The following is a 17,908-nucleotide window of genomic DNA, read 5'->3' on the forward strand; positions in this document are numbered from 1 at the left end:
TTTTATCTATGGTTTTAAATAGTCGTCAAGTTGTTTATATTTAATAAACCCGGCTCGGTAGGTTGGTACCGATGTTTCCATCGTCCACTGTAACACACCTTTAGTGTTGGTTAATACAATAATGTGCCGTTTGGAGCAGCATACTAAAATGCTGGTATCGTTTATCATATACGCGCTGCCCATGCGGCCGTTAAATATCTGCTTGGGCAACTGAAAGTGCATGGCAATTTTGGCGCTTTTGTTCTGTTCATCAATTTTCATGGCAAACACGCCCGACTGGTGTTTCTCAACGCCGTTATCGAAAAACATCAAATTGCCCTGCTGATTAATATGGGCTGCGTGGGCCTGGGTAAAATTGCATTCGGCAGGCAAGGCTATGGTGCCGCCTTTACCAAATTTGTAGATCACTTTACCGGTTTTAGCATCAATCTTCCAGATTTGCCCGTTGTTGTAAAACGACATCAGGTAATTGCCATCGGTATCGTAATTCAGACTGTTGGCATGCATCCAGTCCTTTTTTGTGTTTAGCAGGTTTTTATCCTTTAACGGGTCCATCACGTCGAACACGCTCCACTTGTAAAACTGTTTACCTGTTTTATCCATTACCATAATGCCATCGCCGTTAACCGTATCTTTTTTGCCGCCACCAATAGCAGTAAGGTCCATTATTTTTTGATCGACAAATAAAGTCACCAGCTGGCCTTTATCGTTTTTCAGGATCTCGTGGTGTATAGTTTGCTTAAAATCGCCCTGACCTTTGGTAAGGTGTAATAATGTATCGCCAAGCAGGTTAATTTCCAGTATCTCGCTGCCATAGCTGGTAGGCTCATCATTGCGGCCCAAAATAGACAGCAAGGTGTGCTCTTTTGTAAAATTGATCACTTTAAAGCCTAACCTGTCAATCATATGATACCATCTTACCTGTCCCTGGTAATCAACCAAATAGGCTACCCCAGGTGCAAAACGTTTGTTGATAAGCATTAAGCCATCTTTAAATTCTGCCGGTAAAGCTGTTTTATCGGCCGTTTTGGCTTTAAATTGATCCTGCAAAAACATTTGCAGTTCGTGCGATTTGAAAGTATACACCTTGCTAACACTTTTAACCCCATTGCTAAGGCTTATCACATTGTAAGCGTAGTCGGTATTGGGAACGATATTGCAAAGTACGAGCGAATGCATGTCCTTGTTTTTCGACAACAAAGACCTGAATTTTCGGCCGCTTTTATCTTTATCTGCCCAATACTCCACATACACATCGGCCGGGCCGGTGGTAGTCACATCTACCTGTATCTTTAAATCGTTATTGTTGTGTAACCCAACTTGAATTTCTTTAACAATAGCTTTATTGCCACAGCCGGTAAAGGCTATGCCAATTGCCAATACTGCTAAATAACAAACCCAACGCTTTGTTATACCCCGTTTTTTTGTAATCATTATTTTAAAAGGTAAAGAATATACAGCTTTTTAAGGCCGTATATTCTTATTTATATAGATAATTGGGGAGCAATTATTGCCTTCCTGAATTATTCAGGTTAGGGTTGATGTTCACCTGGTTTATAGGGTAAGGGAAATACTGATCGCGGGGTAAAGTTACTGTCTGGTTTAGCCCGGCCCGTTTCAGGTAAGCATTTACCACTACATCATATTTACCAAACCTCATTAAATCGGCCCTTCTTTTTCCTTCATAATACAATTCCCAGCCACGCTCCTGTAAAAGTGCATCGCGGAAAGTAGATTGGTTAAGCTCGCCCAGTACCAATTGTTTAGCATGCGACCTTGCTTTAACCATATTTACTAACCCTATGCTTTCCGCAGATGGACCGCTTAGCTCGTTTAATGCTTCTGCTCTGCTCAATAACACATCCGCATAACGTAAAATATCAACGCTATGGCCATCATAGTAAGTGTTATCAGCTCTGCTTGGGTCGGCATATTTCATGGTTGCAACATCGGGCATATATAAAACACCTGCCGGCGGGGTTGCACCTAACGTTGGGGCTTCTTTGTGCGTTAATCCATCAACACCATCGTACTCGGTAAAGAACATTTTTTTACGGTCGTCTTCATCGCCATAACTGTTATAAAAGTCCCAGGTTACGGCGTAATACTGCCATCTGTCTGTTAATACCGGGTGGTTTAGCGGGCCAAAGTGATTCAGCAACTCGGTTCCATTTACGTTTGCATCGCTTAACACCGAGAATATGTTTTCTGAACACCATTTGTTATCCTCTTTAAATAAACCGGCATAAGTTGGATATAACTGGTAGATGCCCAGGTCCATAACCTGCTTGGTTAAATCAGCAGCTTTTTGCCATTGGTGCTGGCGCAGGTATAGTTTAGCCAGCAAAGTCATGGCAGCGCCTTTGGTTGCACGGCCAACATCGTTTGTTGAGTAATATTTGTTGTTCTGATAATCGACAGGCAAAGTGCTAATAGCGCCCTCCAGGTCTGATATCAGCAGCGCATCAATTGTTGCAACCGGGGTAACAGGCGGTTGATTCGTGTATTTCGGATTTGCAAGGTCTTTTTCGGTTACCAAAACTACAGGTCCCCATGCATCTGTCAGGTCAAGGTAGGCAATGGCGCGCAAAAACTTCATTTCTGCAAGGAACTGGCTTTTAGCGTCATTTCCAATCGTCGTCATGGCCGAAAGATTATAGATGGCGTTATTAGCATCTGCAATCAGCTTGTAAATTTGTCTCCAGTCCTCGGCCAATAAACCGTTTGCAGAGTTCCATTGAACTAATGAAAGCTGACCCGGGTCGCCGCCGTAATCGCAGTGGCCAACGTCGGTTGTTAAATCGGTTAGGGCAAAGTGTCTAACTGTCCAATAGTCAAAGTTATCGCCAACAGCGGGGCCCTTTAACCGGGCGTAAACTGCGTTTACTGCGGCCACCGCGTCAGACTGTGTGTGGAAAGCGTTAGTACTGGTTAAGTTGCTGTATACCTTCGGGTCGAGGTTTTTGTTGCAGGAGAACTGCAAAAACACAGCAGCTATGATCAGGATAATATTATATTTTTTCATTTTTTTAATTTTATGTTGATCCGTTAAAGGATGATTATGATTAATGAACAGAAACTTTAACACCAAATGCGAAGGTTCTGAACGCAGGGAAGGCGTTAAAATCCAAACCTCCTGAAGTATTGCCGTTATGCACGTTTACTTCGGGGTCGGTACCCTTATAGCCCGTTACAGTAAGCAGGTTTTGTGCTTCACCATATATCCTTATGCCCTGTACAATTTTAATACGCTGGAACAATGAAGACGGGAAGCTATACCCTAATGAAACTGATTTTAAGCGGGCATATGAAGCATTCTCAACAAAGCGTGAGTTTACGTAGCCGCCATAAGTACTCAGGAAGTAACCTTCGCGCGGAATGTCAGTATTTTCATTTTTACCGGCCACAAACCTGTTTAAGGCATCGGTGCTGGTTGTTGATTCTAATACCAGCCTGTTCATATTAAACAATTTGTATCCAAATGCACCCTGGATAAATATGTTAAGGTCAAAGCCTTTGTAGTGAAAATCGTTACCAAAACCCATGGTGTAATGAGGGTTTGAGTTACCTAAGTATTTCTGATCATCAGGGGTGATTTTTCCATCACCATTTACGTCCACATATTTAGGGTCGCCTGGTTTTGAATTTGGCTGTGGTGCATAAGTTTCGCCGGTTTTAAGTACGCCTGCATAAACATAGCCGTAAAGTTCGCCCAATTCCTGTCCTACTTGTAACCGCGAAAATTCACGGCCAGATACCGTTCCGCTTGGGTTAGCGGTATTGCTGCTGATGGTTTTGATACCACCCAGGTCCAAAGCTTTTTGTTTGTTGTATGCAATGTTAAAGCTGGTGTTCCATGAAAAACCATTTGAGCGGATGTTGTTGCTATTTACAGAAAGCTCGATACCCCTGTTTTCAATAGCCCCGGCATTTACCAGTTGGGTATTAAAGCCCCACCATTGGCCTATTGGAAGATTAAGTAACAGGTCACTGGTTTTTTTGCGGTAAACATCAATGGTAACGTTAATCCGGTCGTTTGCAAAACCCATATCCAAACCTGCATCAAATTGTGCTGTGCTTTCCCACTTAAGGTTAGGGTTTGCCAACGTTGATGGCTCGATACCAACCTGCAACGCCCCACCCGGACTAAGCACAGTGCTATAGTTACCAAATGTGCTCAGGTATTGGTAGTTGTTGATCCTGTCATTACCGGTGACACCATAGCTTACCCTCACTTTTAAGTTTGAAAAGGTGTTTAAGTTCTTAATAAAATCCTCATCACCAAATTTATAAGCCACAGCTCCCGATGGGAAAATACCATGCCTGAAGTTGCTGCCGAATTTTGAGGAAGCATCATCTCTTAAAGTGAAGGTAGCCAGTATCTTATCTTTATAAGCATAGTTCAACCTGCCGTAATAATCGGTAAGTGACGACTCCGATTTACCGCTGCTATAACCGTTTACTGTAGAACCGGCACTTAAGTTATAATACAGAAAAACATCGGTAGGGAAACCCTTGGCACCTGCACCAAGTGACTCGGCAACGTCTTTTTGGTTTGAATTACCTACCAATAAGGTAAAGTCGTGATCTTTAACCTTGTATTTGTAGGTCAGATAATTTTCGACCAGCCACCTGAACGCCGTCGACATTTGCTCGGCTGCTATACCGCCGTTTGCTTTACCGGCAACCAACGTCCTGGGGGTATATTGACCTGCAGTAACCTGGCCGTACTCACTACCTGCTCCTAAATGGTAGGTAAGGCCTTTAAATAAAATATAATCTAAAGAAACGTTACCGTTTATCAATTTGCTGCCGCTTTTGTTGGTTGGCTCCAAAAGGGTGGCTAATGCATTGTTTTTACCCTGGTATACATAATAAGTACCATCTGGATTATAAACCGGGATATTTGGCTGCGCGACTAAAAGGCCGAACAGTGGCGCGGTAATGTCGCCGGAGTATGATTGTAACGTTGAATTACCGCTTGCTCCATAAAAGTTGGCGCTTAATTTTAAGTTTTCGTTCAATGTTTTTTCAGCACCAATCCTGGCGGTATAACGCTCCAAACTGGTGTTTTTTAATACACCGAGTTGTTTGAGGTAATTACCCGATACGTAAATTTTTGAAGTCTTATCGGCACTGCTAATGCTTAAATTGCGGTTTTGAACTGTTGAATTTTGAGTAGCAGCCTTTAACCAGTTGGTATTAGCCAATGGAAAGTTTGAAGGGAATATAGGCGGTTTGCCATCTTCAACAGCGGTAGCGTTCTGGATATCGGTATACTGCTGCCCATTTAAAAGCGATGGGTGATAGGTCAGATACTGCTGACCGTTTGATAGATCGGCTTCAACAGCAGTAACGCCCATTTTACCTTTTTTAGTAGTAATTAAAATTACACCGTTGCCACCACGTGAACCGTATATTGCTGTGGCCGACGCATCCTTCAAAATCTGGATATCCTCAATGTCGTTAGGGTTTATCTGGTTACCGTTATCAGAGATAAAACCATCAACTACATATAGCGGCGCGTTACTTGTATTAATAGAGTTACCGCCGCGTATAGTAATTGATATGGTACCACCCGGCGCAAAGCTCGATTGCTGTACCATAACGCCGGCCGCTTTACCTTGTATGGCCTGGGCCAAATTTGAGGTGGTGCCGCCTAAGTTAAGTTCACTGGCTTTTACGGAGCTTACCGAGCCGGTAAGGTCGCTCTTTTTAACCGAGCCGTAACCTACAACCACAACCTCGTTCAGTTTGTTAAGATCTTCCTGCAAAGTAATTGTCGACCCATCAGCGCTGCCTGCTGAAATTTCCTGGGTTTTGTATCCTATATAAGATACTACCAATATACCTGAGCTAGTCTTAACTGTAATTTTAAATTTTCCGTTTAAATCTGTAGTAGTAGAGTTTTTAGCTCCTTTTTCGGTTACCGTAGCACCCATGATGGGGCCGTCCTTGTCTTTTACAGTGCCGTTTACCACGGTTTGGGCTTTTGCCAGTGCCGGTAGCATTAAAAACAGGCAACAGCAAGCCATTTTAAAAAGGGTACCAAAAAGCTTCTTTTTTGAAAAAGAACTTTTTGCGGAACCCGGATCAGAGAGTGTGTAAATTTTAATCATACATTTTCGGTGTTAGAATTAATTGGGTCAGTGTATTAATTTATTGTTAGTTTTATAATAAAACTTCAGCAACGAAAATTAGAGATATAGCTATCTCAAAACGAAAAAACACCCCCTCAAACACAGCGCAAACGTTTGTTCTGGCTAAAAAACGGCGTCGTAAATCTTTTATTAACAGTGTTTTATGTAGTATTGGCTAAGTAAAAGGCAAAAAATGGGCGCTGTTAAAGCCATGTTAATGTTGAATTCGGCGTAAATTCATATGAACTGCGCGTTTTGTGTTCACACCAAAGTATCTGATTTTGGATGGAGACTAAAATCAAGCCACCGCCCGGATTGATAAGTTATTTGCCGCGATCTTAGGTTGTGATGGTGGTCCGACAGTGGAAAAGCAATGCTTCTGGCAGTGGAAATTAGCAGATGGGCTTGGTAAATAAGACGTGTTTTTGGTAAGGTCGATTATTATCACGTTTAGCACTTATAATATTCTTAGGTACGCGGTGTCGGTGAACAATAAGCCCGCTAAACTCAACGCAAACGTTTGAAATGTGGATACACTTAGTCACTGTCCGGTATCACGCAGCATAAATTTTATAATTGTCTGGTCAGTTAAAATATTTACCGGCAGCATAATTGAAACGGACAGATTGCTTATCGCAAAACAAGTTTTTTGTTTAAATGATGCAGGAATATATCTTTAAACGCCGAAGTTTACCGGTGACAAAATAGTGTAAATAAAATACCGGCATATATAAAAAATTATAGCATGTGAAACCGCCAATGTTGATACCCATTGACATTAAACAAGAAACAAACGGAGTTAACTCTTATAAAAAACACCCCCCTTTCAATAGTAAACGATCATACAGTCAGGCTGAGCATAATGACAGATCCTTTTTACTGGCACTATCACCCCAATTCTGACGAAACTTTCCTGGAATTGGAAGGGGTATTGTGTATCGACCTGGAGGATAAAACGGTTGAACTGTCGCCTAACCAGCTAATCACCATACCTGCCAATGTAGTGCATCGCACCAGGCCTAAATACGAGAGGTCGGTTAATGTTACTTTTGAGCGGAAGGGTATTGAAACGGTTAAACTGGATAAATAGCCCTGTCAAACGTTATTAATTACTACCTGTAGGGATATTTTATTTAATTTAGAGCAAAAAAATATCACCAAATCAACCTAAATGAAAAAAATATTAGCGCTCCTAATTGCATTTTTGGCAATCATTACCTTCCAGGCCTGCAAAAAAAATCACACATATTATGTGCCATCAAAAATTGTGGATGTTAGGGGGCTTTTCTCGTTAACCGGCAACTGGTCGTCGTTAGGGGTTACCTCAAGTGCAGCAATACAACTGGCTATGGAAGACATCAATAAATACCTGGCGAAGAAGAATGCTGGATTCCGCATAGCAGCATCGGTTTCAGACACTAAACTGGATGTGGATATTGCCAAAACATTATTTAACAAAGCCAATAGCGAAAAAATACACTTTATTATCGGCCCGCAGTCAAGCGCTGAGCTGGCCGGGCTGAAACCGCTCAGCGATGCCGCCAATATTATAGTGGTGAGCCAAAGCAGTACCGCCGGCAGTTTGGCTATAGCTAACGATAATATTTTCCGCTTTTGCCCTTCGGATAAAATAGAAGGTGCTGCAATTGCCAATACCATAGCAAAAAAAGGCTTTAAAGGATTGGTTACCGTGGCGCGCGACGATGCGGGCAACAAAGGCCTGCAAACATCGACAGGCGCAGCGTTTACTACTGACGGCGGGCAAGTAGCCGCAATCGATCCGTATGCAACTACCACTACAGATTACGCTGCAGTTGTCGCATCCATTAAAACCCAGCTTAATACAATGATCACTACTTACGGCGCAGATAAGGCAGCCATTTACCTGGCATCGTTCGACGAAGGCACTGAGATATTTAAGCTTGCAGCTGCTGACCCGGTCTTAAGCAGCGTAAAATGGTTCGGCGGGGATGGCGTGGTATTAAGCACAGCATTTTTAAACGATCCGGTAGTAGCTGATTTTGTAATAAAGACAGGATTTTTTGCGCCATCTTTTGGCTTGTCGGCAGCCACGCAGGATAAATGGGCGCCTGTTGCCGCACGCATAAAAGCAAAGACAGGTACCGACCCTGACGCTTTTGCGCTGGTGGCCTATGATGCCATGTGGACTATAGCCTACACACTTGAAGGAACCAATGGCAGTACCGACGATTTAGCTGCCCTTAAAGCTGGATTTGTTGCAAATGCCAATAAAAATACCGGCATTGTTGGCGCCGAAGTACTTGATGAGTTCGGCGACCGCTCAAATGGTACCTTTGATTACTTTGGTATCGCAAAAAACGGCACATCTTATTCATGGCAACTGGTCGGGAAATCTGACGAGTAAACTGTAATATTTTTAATTATACGCAGAGCCCGGTATGAAAATATCGGGCTTTGTTGCTTATATTGCTTCAATTTCAGGCAAACAAGTTTATCCATTCTAATTGACGATAACGTTAATATCAGCTAAGCCTAATAAAAGATGAACAATCTGCATAATCTTGACAATAAGATAAAAGCTAAAATTAATGGCGGCGGCGTATCGATCGGAGTATTCCTGGTTAGTGGCAGCCCGTTTATTGCCGAGGCTATGGCAAATTTTCCGCTTGATTGGATGCTTATTGATTTTGAGGCATCGCACATAACCAACGAAAACCTGCTCCATATTTTACAAGCCATTAATGGCTACGAAATTACCCCGGTAGTAAGAGTTGCCGATCAAAACAGGCGTATGATTGAATTTTGCCTCGACCTTGGCACCAAAGGCGTGATGATACCGAAAGTAGATACTGCGGAGCAGGCTGCTGAAGTTAGTAATGCCTGCTATTACCAGCCGAAGGGTAACCGGGGGATCGGTGGCATAAGAGCATCAGCATTTTACACGAATACAAAAGAGTACCTTGACAAAGCTAACGACTGCGTACTATCCATCGTTCAAATCGAAAGTAAAGAAAGCATTGCTAATTTAGACGGTATTGCAAGCACGGCAAACGTCGAAGTCCTATTTATGGGCCTGGGGGACCTGGCAGCATCATATGGGCAAACCGGCAATGTGGAAGGTAAACTAATAGACGAGGCCAGGCAAAAAGTAGTAGCTGCCTGCAGGAAATATAACAAGATACCCGGCATCTATGCCCACAGCATTGATGTTGTGAACCAGTATATCGAAGAAGGCTTTACGTTTATCGCTATTGGTAACGACATAAAATTCATGAGCCAGGGCCTGGCGGATAGTTTAAATAAGATTGCGTTAAAAAGATAAATTTTCTAACCATTAAAACTACCATAATGAAAGAAAAAATAGGCACAAAAGAAAACCCGCTGGCTTTGCAAACGCCGCCATTATCGTCGGCCTACACTATGCACACCGATGTAAAGGACGGCAAAGACGTTTTGGTATGCACAGTCGGCAAAACAGTGTTGCTTTACGATTACCGCTGTTTAACCGACCTGCACGAAATGCTTAAAAAACAAGGCGACTGGATGGAACTCGGCAGCGCCGACGAACAAAAGCCGGCAAAAGATGGCACCGTTGAATCCTGGGGGCGTTCAGCAGATAACCCGGTTGGCGGCTGGTATGGCCTGAAGAAAGGCTTGCGCGGGCGTTTTGGTATGTATGTACCGCCATTGATGGAAGCTTTGGGCTTAGCTGAGGTAACACATGAAGCTAAAGGAAATAAAATGCGGGCAAAATAGGTGTCAGCGCTATTATGGAGACATAATAGCGCTGACACTTTTTACGCACCAGGCGACGCGAGAATATCTACTTGTAATTTGATTTCTTAACCAGCCTTCGGATATCTTTTATCAATATCTTTCTGCCTTCAGTTTCTATGATGCCTTCTGCTTTAAATTCCTTTAACAACCGGATAACATTTTCCTGTGCAATTCCGGCCATACTGGCAAGGTCCATCCTCGATATATTTAGAATGATGTCTTTTTCGCCCGGTTTATCGTCTTTGTATTTTTCACGCAGTACAATTAGTGCAATAGCTAAGCGCTCGTGAGCTGTTCTTTGAGCGATTACCGAAATGGTATTCGCCAGTACGGTAAATTCGTGACTCAAAGTTTTCAATAACCGGTGTGTAAAAGCGGGCGACCGGTGTAAAATACTGATAAAATCTTCTTTTGGGATAAAGCTTATCAGGCTGTCCTCGATAGCAGCAGCTGAATCCGGGTATCGTTCTTCTGATAAAACAGCATGATACCCGATCAGTTCCCCGTGATTGGCCACATAAATTATCAGCTCTTTAGCCAAATTGTCGACCTTGTATTTTTTTACTTTGCCGCTCCTTATCAAAAAAATACCGGCAGGTACTGAACCTTCCCTGAAAATAACATCGCCTTTCAAATATTTCTGATCGCTTTGATTGGCTACCAAATCTGCATATTCTTCTTCAGAAAGAATATTTAGCATTGATTGCGTGGTAAAATTCCACCGGTCAATAGGGAAAATTCCGGACAAGCTCATAATTCAAAGGTACGTTTTTTTTAAAATTGATAAATATCAGTTTCCGGGCTGATCTGTTACAACAAATACCCCTGCCATAAAGTCTAGATTTACCGGGCATGAAAGTTTATACACTTCCCGGATTTTCGCCGGTTGCTGCACATCAGCCGGGGGCGCAGTTAATAAGTTCAAAGACAGAGAATTTATATCCGCCCTTATTTACAAACGACGCGGCATTTGACAGGCAATACCCGGAGCATTTTCAATTGTTATCGCTTAAACACTGGACGCCACTGGCAGTCGCCCATATAGCGGCTGGTTTTTTAGCAGAGCCCGGTGCCCGGGTACTTGATATTGGCAGTGGTATCGGTAAGTTTTGTTTGGCGGGAGGTTTCTATTTTCCCGAAACTTACTTTTATGGAGTAGAGCAGCGGCAGGAATTAATTTACCTGGCTGAAGAAGCTAAACAATACACACAATTGTTCAACGTGAATTTTATTTACGCCAACATTACCCAGGTTAATTTTAAGGAATTTGATCACTTCTATTTCTACAATTCCTTTTATGAAAACATCGATACGACAAACCAAATTGATGACACGATTGAAATTTCAGAGGGATTGTATAGCTATTATACCCAATATCTCCATTCGGAGCTGGATGAAAAGCCTCCCGGAACCCGCCTTGTTACCTTTCACAGCTTAGAACAGGAGATACCATCAAGTTACAAACTGGCAGCCATTGCATGTAACGCCCTGCTTAAAATGTGGATTAAAGCATAACCAAATGGAAACGCTCCGGTTTTTATACGCCAAATTTAAAAAGTACCAAACTGTTAGAAAAAATAAAAGAATGCTTAATGAGACTTTAAACCCTTCGCTCTTCCGCCATGACAACACATTTGATGATTTGTACCCTCAACATATACAGGACATGTCGCAACTGCACTGGACACCTGTTGACATAGCAAAAAAGGCGGCCAATTTCCTGGCTATTCCTAACGCCAGGGTTTTGGATATAGGAAGCGGCGTAGGAAAATTTTGTATTACCGCTGGCTTTTTTCATCCCGAAACCAATTTCTATGGAATTGAACAGCGAAGCGAACTATATGCATTTGCCGAAATAGCCAAAGAAGAAGTTGAGTTGCCCAATGTGAATTTTATTCACGGCAATTTGACAGAACTGGATTTTCGGGACTATGACCATTTTTATTTCTATAACGCTTTCTATGAGAATATTGAACCTGACAGGCGCATTGATTATGCCGTAAAAACTTCTTTCGAGCTTTACGATTTGTATAGCCGGTTTGTTTATCAGATGCTTGATGAAAAACCCCCGGAGACAAGGCTGGTAACTTTTCATTGCCCGCACATGCAGGTTCCCTCCGGCTATCAATTAGTCAGTAATTTTTACAGCAAGGCATTGAAAATGTGGATAAAAGAATAGGCGGGTGAAGCACTGTAAAAATGATAATACGTTAAAAAACAAAGCATGTTTAGACCGAAGTTAATAGATACTTTAAAAAATTATAGCAAGGAGCAGTTTGTTAAAGACGTGATAGCCGGGCTGATTGTGGGCATTGTTGCCCTGCCGTTGGCTATTGCATTTGCCATTGCTTCGGGAGTATCCCCCGAAAAAGGAATTTTTACAGCCATTATCGCGGGGCTAATCATATCGGTTTTGGGTGGCAGCCGTGTTCAAATTGGCGGGCCAACCGGGGCATTTATTGTGGTTGTTTATGGCATTGTCCAGCAATTTGGAGTCAGTGGTCTGGTTATAGCAACTTTTATTGCCGGCATACTCTTAATTATAATGGGCTTAACTAAGTTAGGTAATGCTATTAAGTTTATTCCCTATCCATTAATTATTGGCTTTACAACCGGTATTGCTGTCATCATCTTTTCATCCGAAGTAAAAGATTTTCTTGGGTTAAAAATGGGGAGCGTTCCGGCTGATTTTATAAACAAGTGGCTGGCCTATGGGCAGCACCTGTCTTCAATCAATGGTTATGCAATAGGCATCGGGCTGTTCACTTTACTGTTGGTTTTTCTGTGGCCCAGGATTACCCGTAAGGTACCAGGTTCAATAATTGCTATTATCATCACAACACTGGCAGTTCATTTTTTTCATCTCCCGGTCGAAACTATCGGTAGCCGCTTCGGGGCCATTCCATCTTCTTTGCCCATGCCTGTTATTCCGGCTGTAAGCCTTGCAACGCTTCAGCAATTAATACGGCCGGCGTTTACCATCGCATTGCTCGGCAGTATCGAATCTCTATTATCTGCGGTAGTGGCAGATGGCATGATAGGGGGGAACCATCGTTCAAATACTGAATTAATTGCCCAGGGCTTTGCCAATATCTGTTCGTCCATTTTTGGTGGAATTCCCGCAACCGGGGCTATTGCACGTACAGCTACCAATATCAAAAATGGTGGAAGGACCCCGGTTGCGGGCATCATACACGCAGTTACCTTGTTGATCATCCTCCTTTTTGTCGGCAAATGGGCGGCCCTTATCCCAATGGCAACCCTCGCAGGTATTTTGATTGTTGTAGCCTGGAATATGAGCGAGCTGGAGAATTTTATCAGCGTTTTTAAAGGATCGAAAAGCGATGCCGCTGTTTTGATAACCACCTTCACCCTTACGGTATTGGTTGACCTGACGGTAGCTATTGAAATAGGAATGATACTCGCCGCTTTCCTGTTTATGCGAAAGATGATGCAGGTTAGTTCCGTGCAACAAACTGTCCTTTCGACTGACAGGGGAGAAGATGTGCTTACAACGGCATTGATTCCCAAAGGGGTTGATGTTTTTGAGATTACCGGCCCTTTGTTTTTCGGCGCAGCCTATAAATTCAAGGATGCGATGAATGTGATAGAAAACCCCGCCAGGGTATTGATCATCAGGATGAGAAACGTTCCCGTTATTGATGCCACAGGCATCCGGGTATTGCGTGAGGTGCACACAGCCGTAAAAAGAAACGGAACAAAACTAATCCTGGCAGAAGTGAATAGCATACAGGTAATGGAAGAATTAAAAAAGGCGCGTTTAATATTTCAAATCGGCAAAGGAAATATCAGGGATACCCTTGAAAATTCGTTGAAGCGGGCAAATGACATTTTGCGGGGATAGAAAGGCAAATGGGCAATTTTTGACAGGTTTCACTGTACTCCCTGTATGGTAAACTTAAAGCATGTTTCTTTGTTCAATTCGCTTTCCACCGTTATGGTATCGCCATGTGTTACTAAAAAGTCTTTACAAACAGCAAACCCTGGTCGGTGCCCTCTTCCATGCTGGTGCCTAACAGGGAGGTTGAACTAGAGAGTCGCAGGACAACATGTCTTTGGTTTCCCGCGACATACCTCGCCAAGCCATGCGTTCCGGCTTGGCTTGCAAAACAATTTCGCTAGCCTGGAGGTTAACAAAATACTGCCTTCGAGCGTGTATAATTAACGTGCCACCGATTGTTAATTCAAATAATTTATGATGGCTTGTTCATTAGATAAATCAACGAATGTCGCTGCTTCCCAATCAACTAATAAAAGATTCCATTTTAAACCAACATTATTTAAAAAGTGTACCAGTTTTTCCCTTTCGATATTCCAAATCTGGGTGAACCATATTTTTTTTACGATATCCTCTTCAAAACGGAAGTAAACTGCAACATAGTCAGAACCAAAACCAACGGTATCAAGACTTTGAATACGATAATCCTGCCCGTAACCTGTTAGAACTTCAGATGCGCGTGGAAGATGTAGTTCTAATAAAAAATTTTCCAGCTCGCTTTTTTGTATACTTATTGTACTTAGTCCGATTGGGTTTTCGTCCCGTATGAAAATTTCCTTGTAACCCGTGCCATCGAAATTCTTCTCGGAAGAGCTTTCTATTTGATTACATTGTAATTTAATAAAATTCAGGTTTTCTTTCGGTAAAAGTTCTACCTGACAAAAATCATCTTCATGGAAAAATAATGGAGAACTCAGGCTTTGTTTTTGAGTTTTATCACCTTTAAAAATATTCCAAAATCCCACGATGTGCGTTATTTAATGTCTGTCATTCTATAATTATTTCATCCGCAAAAATATAAGACGGGCTACCCTTACTCTCATGCCACTCTGGCAACGGTCCATATTGTTTTGCTATTACCTTAATATAACGTGCATTAGCATTTATCTGCCCGGTATAATCCTGAGTTTGTATGTTTAAATCTGCAACATCCACTTTTGTGTTAACAGTTGCAGCCAGCTTGTAGTTTACGTCATCGTCCGATAACCAGTACTCCACTTGTTTTGGGAACACAATCCACGCGCGGCTATCCTGCAGGGCGCCGAATGTTACCTGTTTTACGGGTTTAACTTGCTGCATATCGATTATGGCAACTACATCGTTACCCTGGTAGCCCTGCCAGTTACCCAGTCGCCAGTTGGCTTTGCCGCGGATTCCGTTGATTAACGTATTATCGCCCTGGTCGGCGTAGTTGGGCAGGTATTTGTTTACAAGGGTGAGCTTGATATCATCCCGGATTTTGGTAAAAGTACCGCTTACCACAAAGCTTGATTTACCGTTTTGAATGGCGATAGCTTTTATAGTTGTATTCACTGCAACATCCAAAGGCCCGGCATATGGTGTAGAGGAAGCTGTAGGAGCGGAGCCATCCGTCGTGCAGTAAATTTTAGCATCTTTTTCAGCAACCTTTATTTCAACTTTTATGGGTTGCTTAAATGTTTTCGATGGTGCTATAATGTAAGGATTTGACAAGATGAGGCTGTCTGTAATCTTCGATGTCGGTTTTTCAAGGCTCGAAACGAATATATTGTTCGGCAGTTTACCGGTCAACACTTCAAAATCACCGCCCTTTGCAATATCTTCATAATTAAGGTAAAGCTTGTTATAGGCTGATTTATTCAGGTTCATGCCCTGCAAATAAATATTGCCCCGGCTTATGCTGCTGCCCGGATTGGTGATGGTGAATTTTTTACCGTTCTCCAGGTTAATTACGGCTTTATCAAACTGAGGCATTCCGATTTGAAATTGTTGCTGCCCCGGTGCGATATTATAAATCCCCAATGAGCTCATCACATACCAGGCCGACATTTGCCCGCAATCCTCGTTACCCGACAGTCCATCCGGTTTATCGCTATACTCTTCGCGCAAAATGCGGCTTACATATAATTGAGTTTTCTCAGGCGCATCGGTAAAATTATACAGGTAAGCCATGTGGTGGCTTGGCTCATTGCCGTGGGCATATTGACCAATCAAACCGCTTACATCATCCTGCTGGCGACCGCTTAGTTTCGAGTCGGTTGTGAACAGTTCATCCAGCTTGGTTTCAAAAGCCTGTTTCCCGCCCATGCGTGCTGCAAGCCCTTCAATATCGTGCGGTGCTAAAAACGAGTATTGCCACGAATTGCCTTCGGTATAGTTATTGTTTATCTCGGTAGGCTCAAACGGGGTATACCAGCCGCCGTTTGCACGCGCCTGCATAAATCCGTTTTGGTTGTTATAATTATTTTTCCAGTACTGCGCGCGTTTGATGAACTCGGTGTAGTCCTGTGGTTTGTTCAGCATTTTGGCCATTTGTGCAATGCACCAATCGTCAAAAGCATATTCCAGTGTTTTGGAGACAGACTCGGGCTCATCATCAGATAATACCACACCATTGTTGCGGTACGAGTCCATCCCAAACTGGTTGCGGTTTACGGCAGCTTTCATCGCGGTAAAAGCTTCTTCGGCATTAAAATCACGGATGCCTTTTGCATAAGCATCTACAATAACCGGGATGGAGTGGTTACCCACCATACAAAACGTTTCACTTGACGCCAGCGGCCAGATAGGCAGCAGCCCGCCTTGCTCGTACATCGCCAAAAACGATTTTATAAAATCAAGCGTTCGTTTGCGGTCGATTAAATTCATTAAAGGGTCTTCCGCGCGATAGGTATCCCATAACGAGAATACGGTATAATAGTTAAAGCCGTCGGCTTTGTGCACTTTCTGATCCATGCCGCGGTATTGCCCGTCAACATCACTGTAAACATTCGGGGCAAGCATGGCGTGGTAAAGCGCAGTGTAGAATATAACATGCTTTTGTTTGGCGTAATCAACGGGTTGCACTTTTTTAGGAGCACGACCGCGATAGTTGCCGTTGCGGCTGTTGTAGCCTGCGTTCGGATCCTGCGTGTTTTGAGGCATTTGTTGTGCCGACGCATCCGGCCCGCCGCCCTCAACCTCTATTTTTGCCAGTTGATCTACCCATAATGCCTTCGCATCGCGCTGCACTTTTTTAAAGTCGAAATCGGGAACTTCGGTATCCAGGTTTTTTAAAGCGCCATCAGCGCTTACTGATGATATCCCTACTTTTGAAATTACTTCGCCGGGATTATCAAAACGGATATACATTTTTATGTTTTTGCCCTGCAACTTATTTTTGCCTTGCTGCAGCTGGTCGTCGCTGGCTATTCCATAAGTTTTAAACGGCCTGGAGAACTTGGCATAAAAGTAAAGCGACTGGTCAGTAGCCCATGAGCTCGAACGGCGGAACCCACGGATCTCATGGTCATTAACCACCTCGATCCACGAATCAAGCACTATATCCCGGTGTTGTAAATCGATAATAATATTGGCTTCTTTAGTGCCTGGGAAGTTATAACGGTGCACGCCCACACGGGTACTTGCCGTAAGCTCTACATCTATATCGTATTTATCTAAATGTGTTTTGTAGTAGCCGGGACTTGCCACCTCATTTTTCTTTTGAAAGGCCGACATGTAATCCGTGTTTTTAAGTTGCGGATCGCCGGTAGTTGGCATAAACAGCACATCGCAGTAATCGGCAATGCCGGTACCGCTTAAATGCGTATGCGAAAAGCCATATACTGTGGTGTCACTATAATAATAACCCGAACAGCCATCCCAGCCTGTCAGTCGTGTATCCGGACTAAGCTGCACCATTCCAAATGGGACAACTGCGCCGGGATAGGTATGCCCATGCCCGCCTGTGCCGATAAATGGGTTAACGTATTTGGTGAAATCTTTCTTTTTTTGAGCGAATGCCGAAAGAACCAGAATTGAAACAAAACAAAACGAAAGTATACTGCGCGATAAAATCTTCATTGAATTAGCGGATGATTTAATGTTGGTAAAAATAGATTAAATTATTTGTACGGGGATTTACAGCATACAAAAGAATTGTATGTAACAGGAATTTAACGCTTTTTAACGGTTTTTAACGTCTTTTAGCTTTTGCGTTCGGTATTTTGTTTATACCATTGAAAAAATAAAA

At 42.9% G+C, this 17,908-nt stretch carries 13 protein-coding genes; 7 read left to right on the forward strand and 6 right to left on the reverse strand.

Annotated elements, in window-relative coordinates:
* Positions 1–6 precede the first annotated feature (6 nt).
* From NAF19_RS25375 to NAF19_RS25385, 3 genes are all read right to left on the reverse strand, one after another.
* Positions 7–1,434 carry an aryl-sulfate sulfotransferase gene (locus tag NAF19_RS25375; RefSeq protein WP_252793168.1) on the reverse strand — a complete coding sequence of 476 codons (1,428 nt, stop codon included), beginning with the start codon at positions 1,432–1,434 and terminating at the stop codon, positions 7–9.
* A gap of 73 nt (positions 1,435–1,507) precedes the next feature.
* Positions 1,508–3,025: a RagB/SusD family nutrient uptake outer membrane protein gene (locus tag NAF19_RS25380; protein ID WP_252793169.1), complete on the reverse strand. Its 1,518-nt coding sequence runs from the start codon at positions 3,023–3,025 to the stop codon at positions 1,508–1,510.
* 40 nt (positions 3,026–3,065) lie between these two features.
* The gene (locus tag NAF19_RS25385; protein WP_252793170.1) at positions 3,066–6,119 is read right to left on the reverse strand and encodes a SusC/RagA family TonB-linked outer membrane protein; all 3,054 of its coding nucleotides are present in this window, start codon (positions 6,117–6,119) and stop codon (positions 3,066–3,068) included.
* Positions 6,120–7,002: 883 nt separating this feature from the next.
* On the opposite strand from NAF19_RS25385, the gene NAF19_RS25390 reads away from it, so the two are divergent.
* From NAF19_RS25390 to NAF19_RS25405, 4 genes are all read left to right on the forward strand, one after another.
* On the forward strand, positions 7,003–7,230 hold the full coding sequence (locus tag NAF19_RS25390) for a cupin domain-containing protein (protein ID WP_252793171.1): 228 nt from the start codon (positions 7,003–7,005) through the stop codon (positions 7,228–7,230).
* 81 nt (positions 7,231–7,311) lie between these two features.
* Positions 7,312–8,526: an ABC transporter substrate-binding protein gene (locus NAF19_RS25395; RefSeq protein ID WP_252793172.1), complete on the forward strand. Its 1,215-nt coding sequence runs from the start codon at positions 7,312–7,314 to the stop codon at positions 8,524–8,526.
* Positions 8,527–8,664: 138 nt separating this feature from the next.
* Positions 8,665–9,444 (forward strand): HpcH/HpaI aldolase family protein, encoded by a 780-nt coding sequence (locus NAF19_RS25400; protein WP_252793173.1) that lies wholly within the window; start codon positions 8,665–8,667, stop codon positions 9,442–9,444.
* 26 nt (positions 9,445–9,470) lie between these two features.
* Positions 9,471–9,878 carry a DUF6855 family protein gene (locus NAF19_RS25405; protein WP_252793174.1) on the forward strand — a complete coding sequence of 136 codons (408 nt, stop codon included), beginning with the start codon at positions 9,471–9,473 and terminating at the stop codon, positions 9,876–9,878.
* Between the two features lie 67 nt (positions 9,879–9,945).
* On the opposite strand, the gene NAF19_RS25410 is transcribed toward NAF19_RS25405, so the two are convergent.
* The gene (locus NAF19_RS25410) at positions 9,946–10,653 is read right to left on the reverse strand and encodes a Crp/Fnr family transcriptional regulator (protein ID WP_252793175.1); all 708 of its coding nucleotides are present in this window, start codon (positions 10,651–10,653) and stop codon (positions 9,946–9,948) included.
* A 98-nt stretch (positions 10,654–10,751) separates the two neighbouring features.
* Between NAF19_RS25410 and NAF19_RS25415 the strand changes: the two genes are divergently transcribed.
* From NAF19_RS25415 to NAF19_RS25425, 3 genes are read left to right on the forward strand one after another with little or no spacing between them, the layout of a single operon-like run.
* Complete coding sequence (locus tag NAF19_RS25415) at positions 10,752–11,414, forward strand: class I SAM-dependent methyltransferase (RefSeq protein WP_252793176.1); 663 nt, start codon at positions 10,752–10,754, stop codon at positions 11,412–11,414.
* A gap of 4 nt (positions 11,415–11,418) precedes the next feature.
* Positions 11,419–12,078: a methyltransferase domain-containing protein gene (locus NAF19_RS25420; RefSeq protein ID WP_252793177.1), complete on the forward strand. Its 660-nt coding sequence runs from the start codon at positions 11,419–11,421 to the stop codon at positions 12,076–12,078.
* A gap of 45 nt (positions 12,079–12,123) precedes the next feature.
* On the forward strand, positions 12,124–13,764 hold the full coding sequence (locus tag NAF19_RS25425) for a SulP family inorganic anion transporter (RefSeq protein WP_252793178.1): 1,641 nt from the start codon (positions 12,124–12,126) through the stop codon (positions 13,762–13,764).
* Between the two features lie 335 nt (positions 13,765–14,099).
* On the opposite strand, the gene NAF19_RS25430 is transcribed toward NAF19_RS25425, so the two are convergent.
* The gene (locus tag NAF19_RS25430; RefSeq protein ID WP_252793179.1) at positions 14,100–14,663 is read right to left on the reverse strand and encodes a hypothetical protein; all 564 of its coding nucleotides are present in this window, start codon (positions 14,661–14,663) and stop codon (positions 14,100–14,102) included.
* Positions 14,664–14,685: 22 nt separating this feature from the next.
* Positions 14,686–17,739: a GH92 family glycosyl hydrolase gene (locus tag NAF19_RS25435; protein WP_252793180.1), complete on the reverse strand. Its 3,054-nt coding sequence runs from the start codon at positions 17,737–17,739 to the stop codon at positions 14,686–14,688.
* Positions 17,740–17,908: the final 169 nt, after the last annotated feature.

The sequence above is a fragment of the Mucilaginibacter flavidus genome (assembly GCF_024055575.1).
In the GTDB taxonomy this organism is placed as follows: Bacteria; Bacteroidota; Bacteroidia; order Sphingobacteriales; family Sphingobacteriaceae; genus Mucilaginibacter; species Mucilaginibacter flavidus.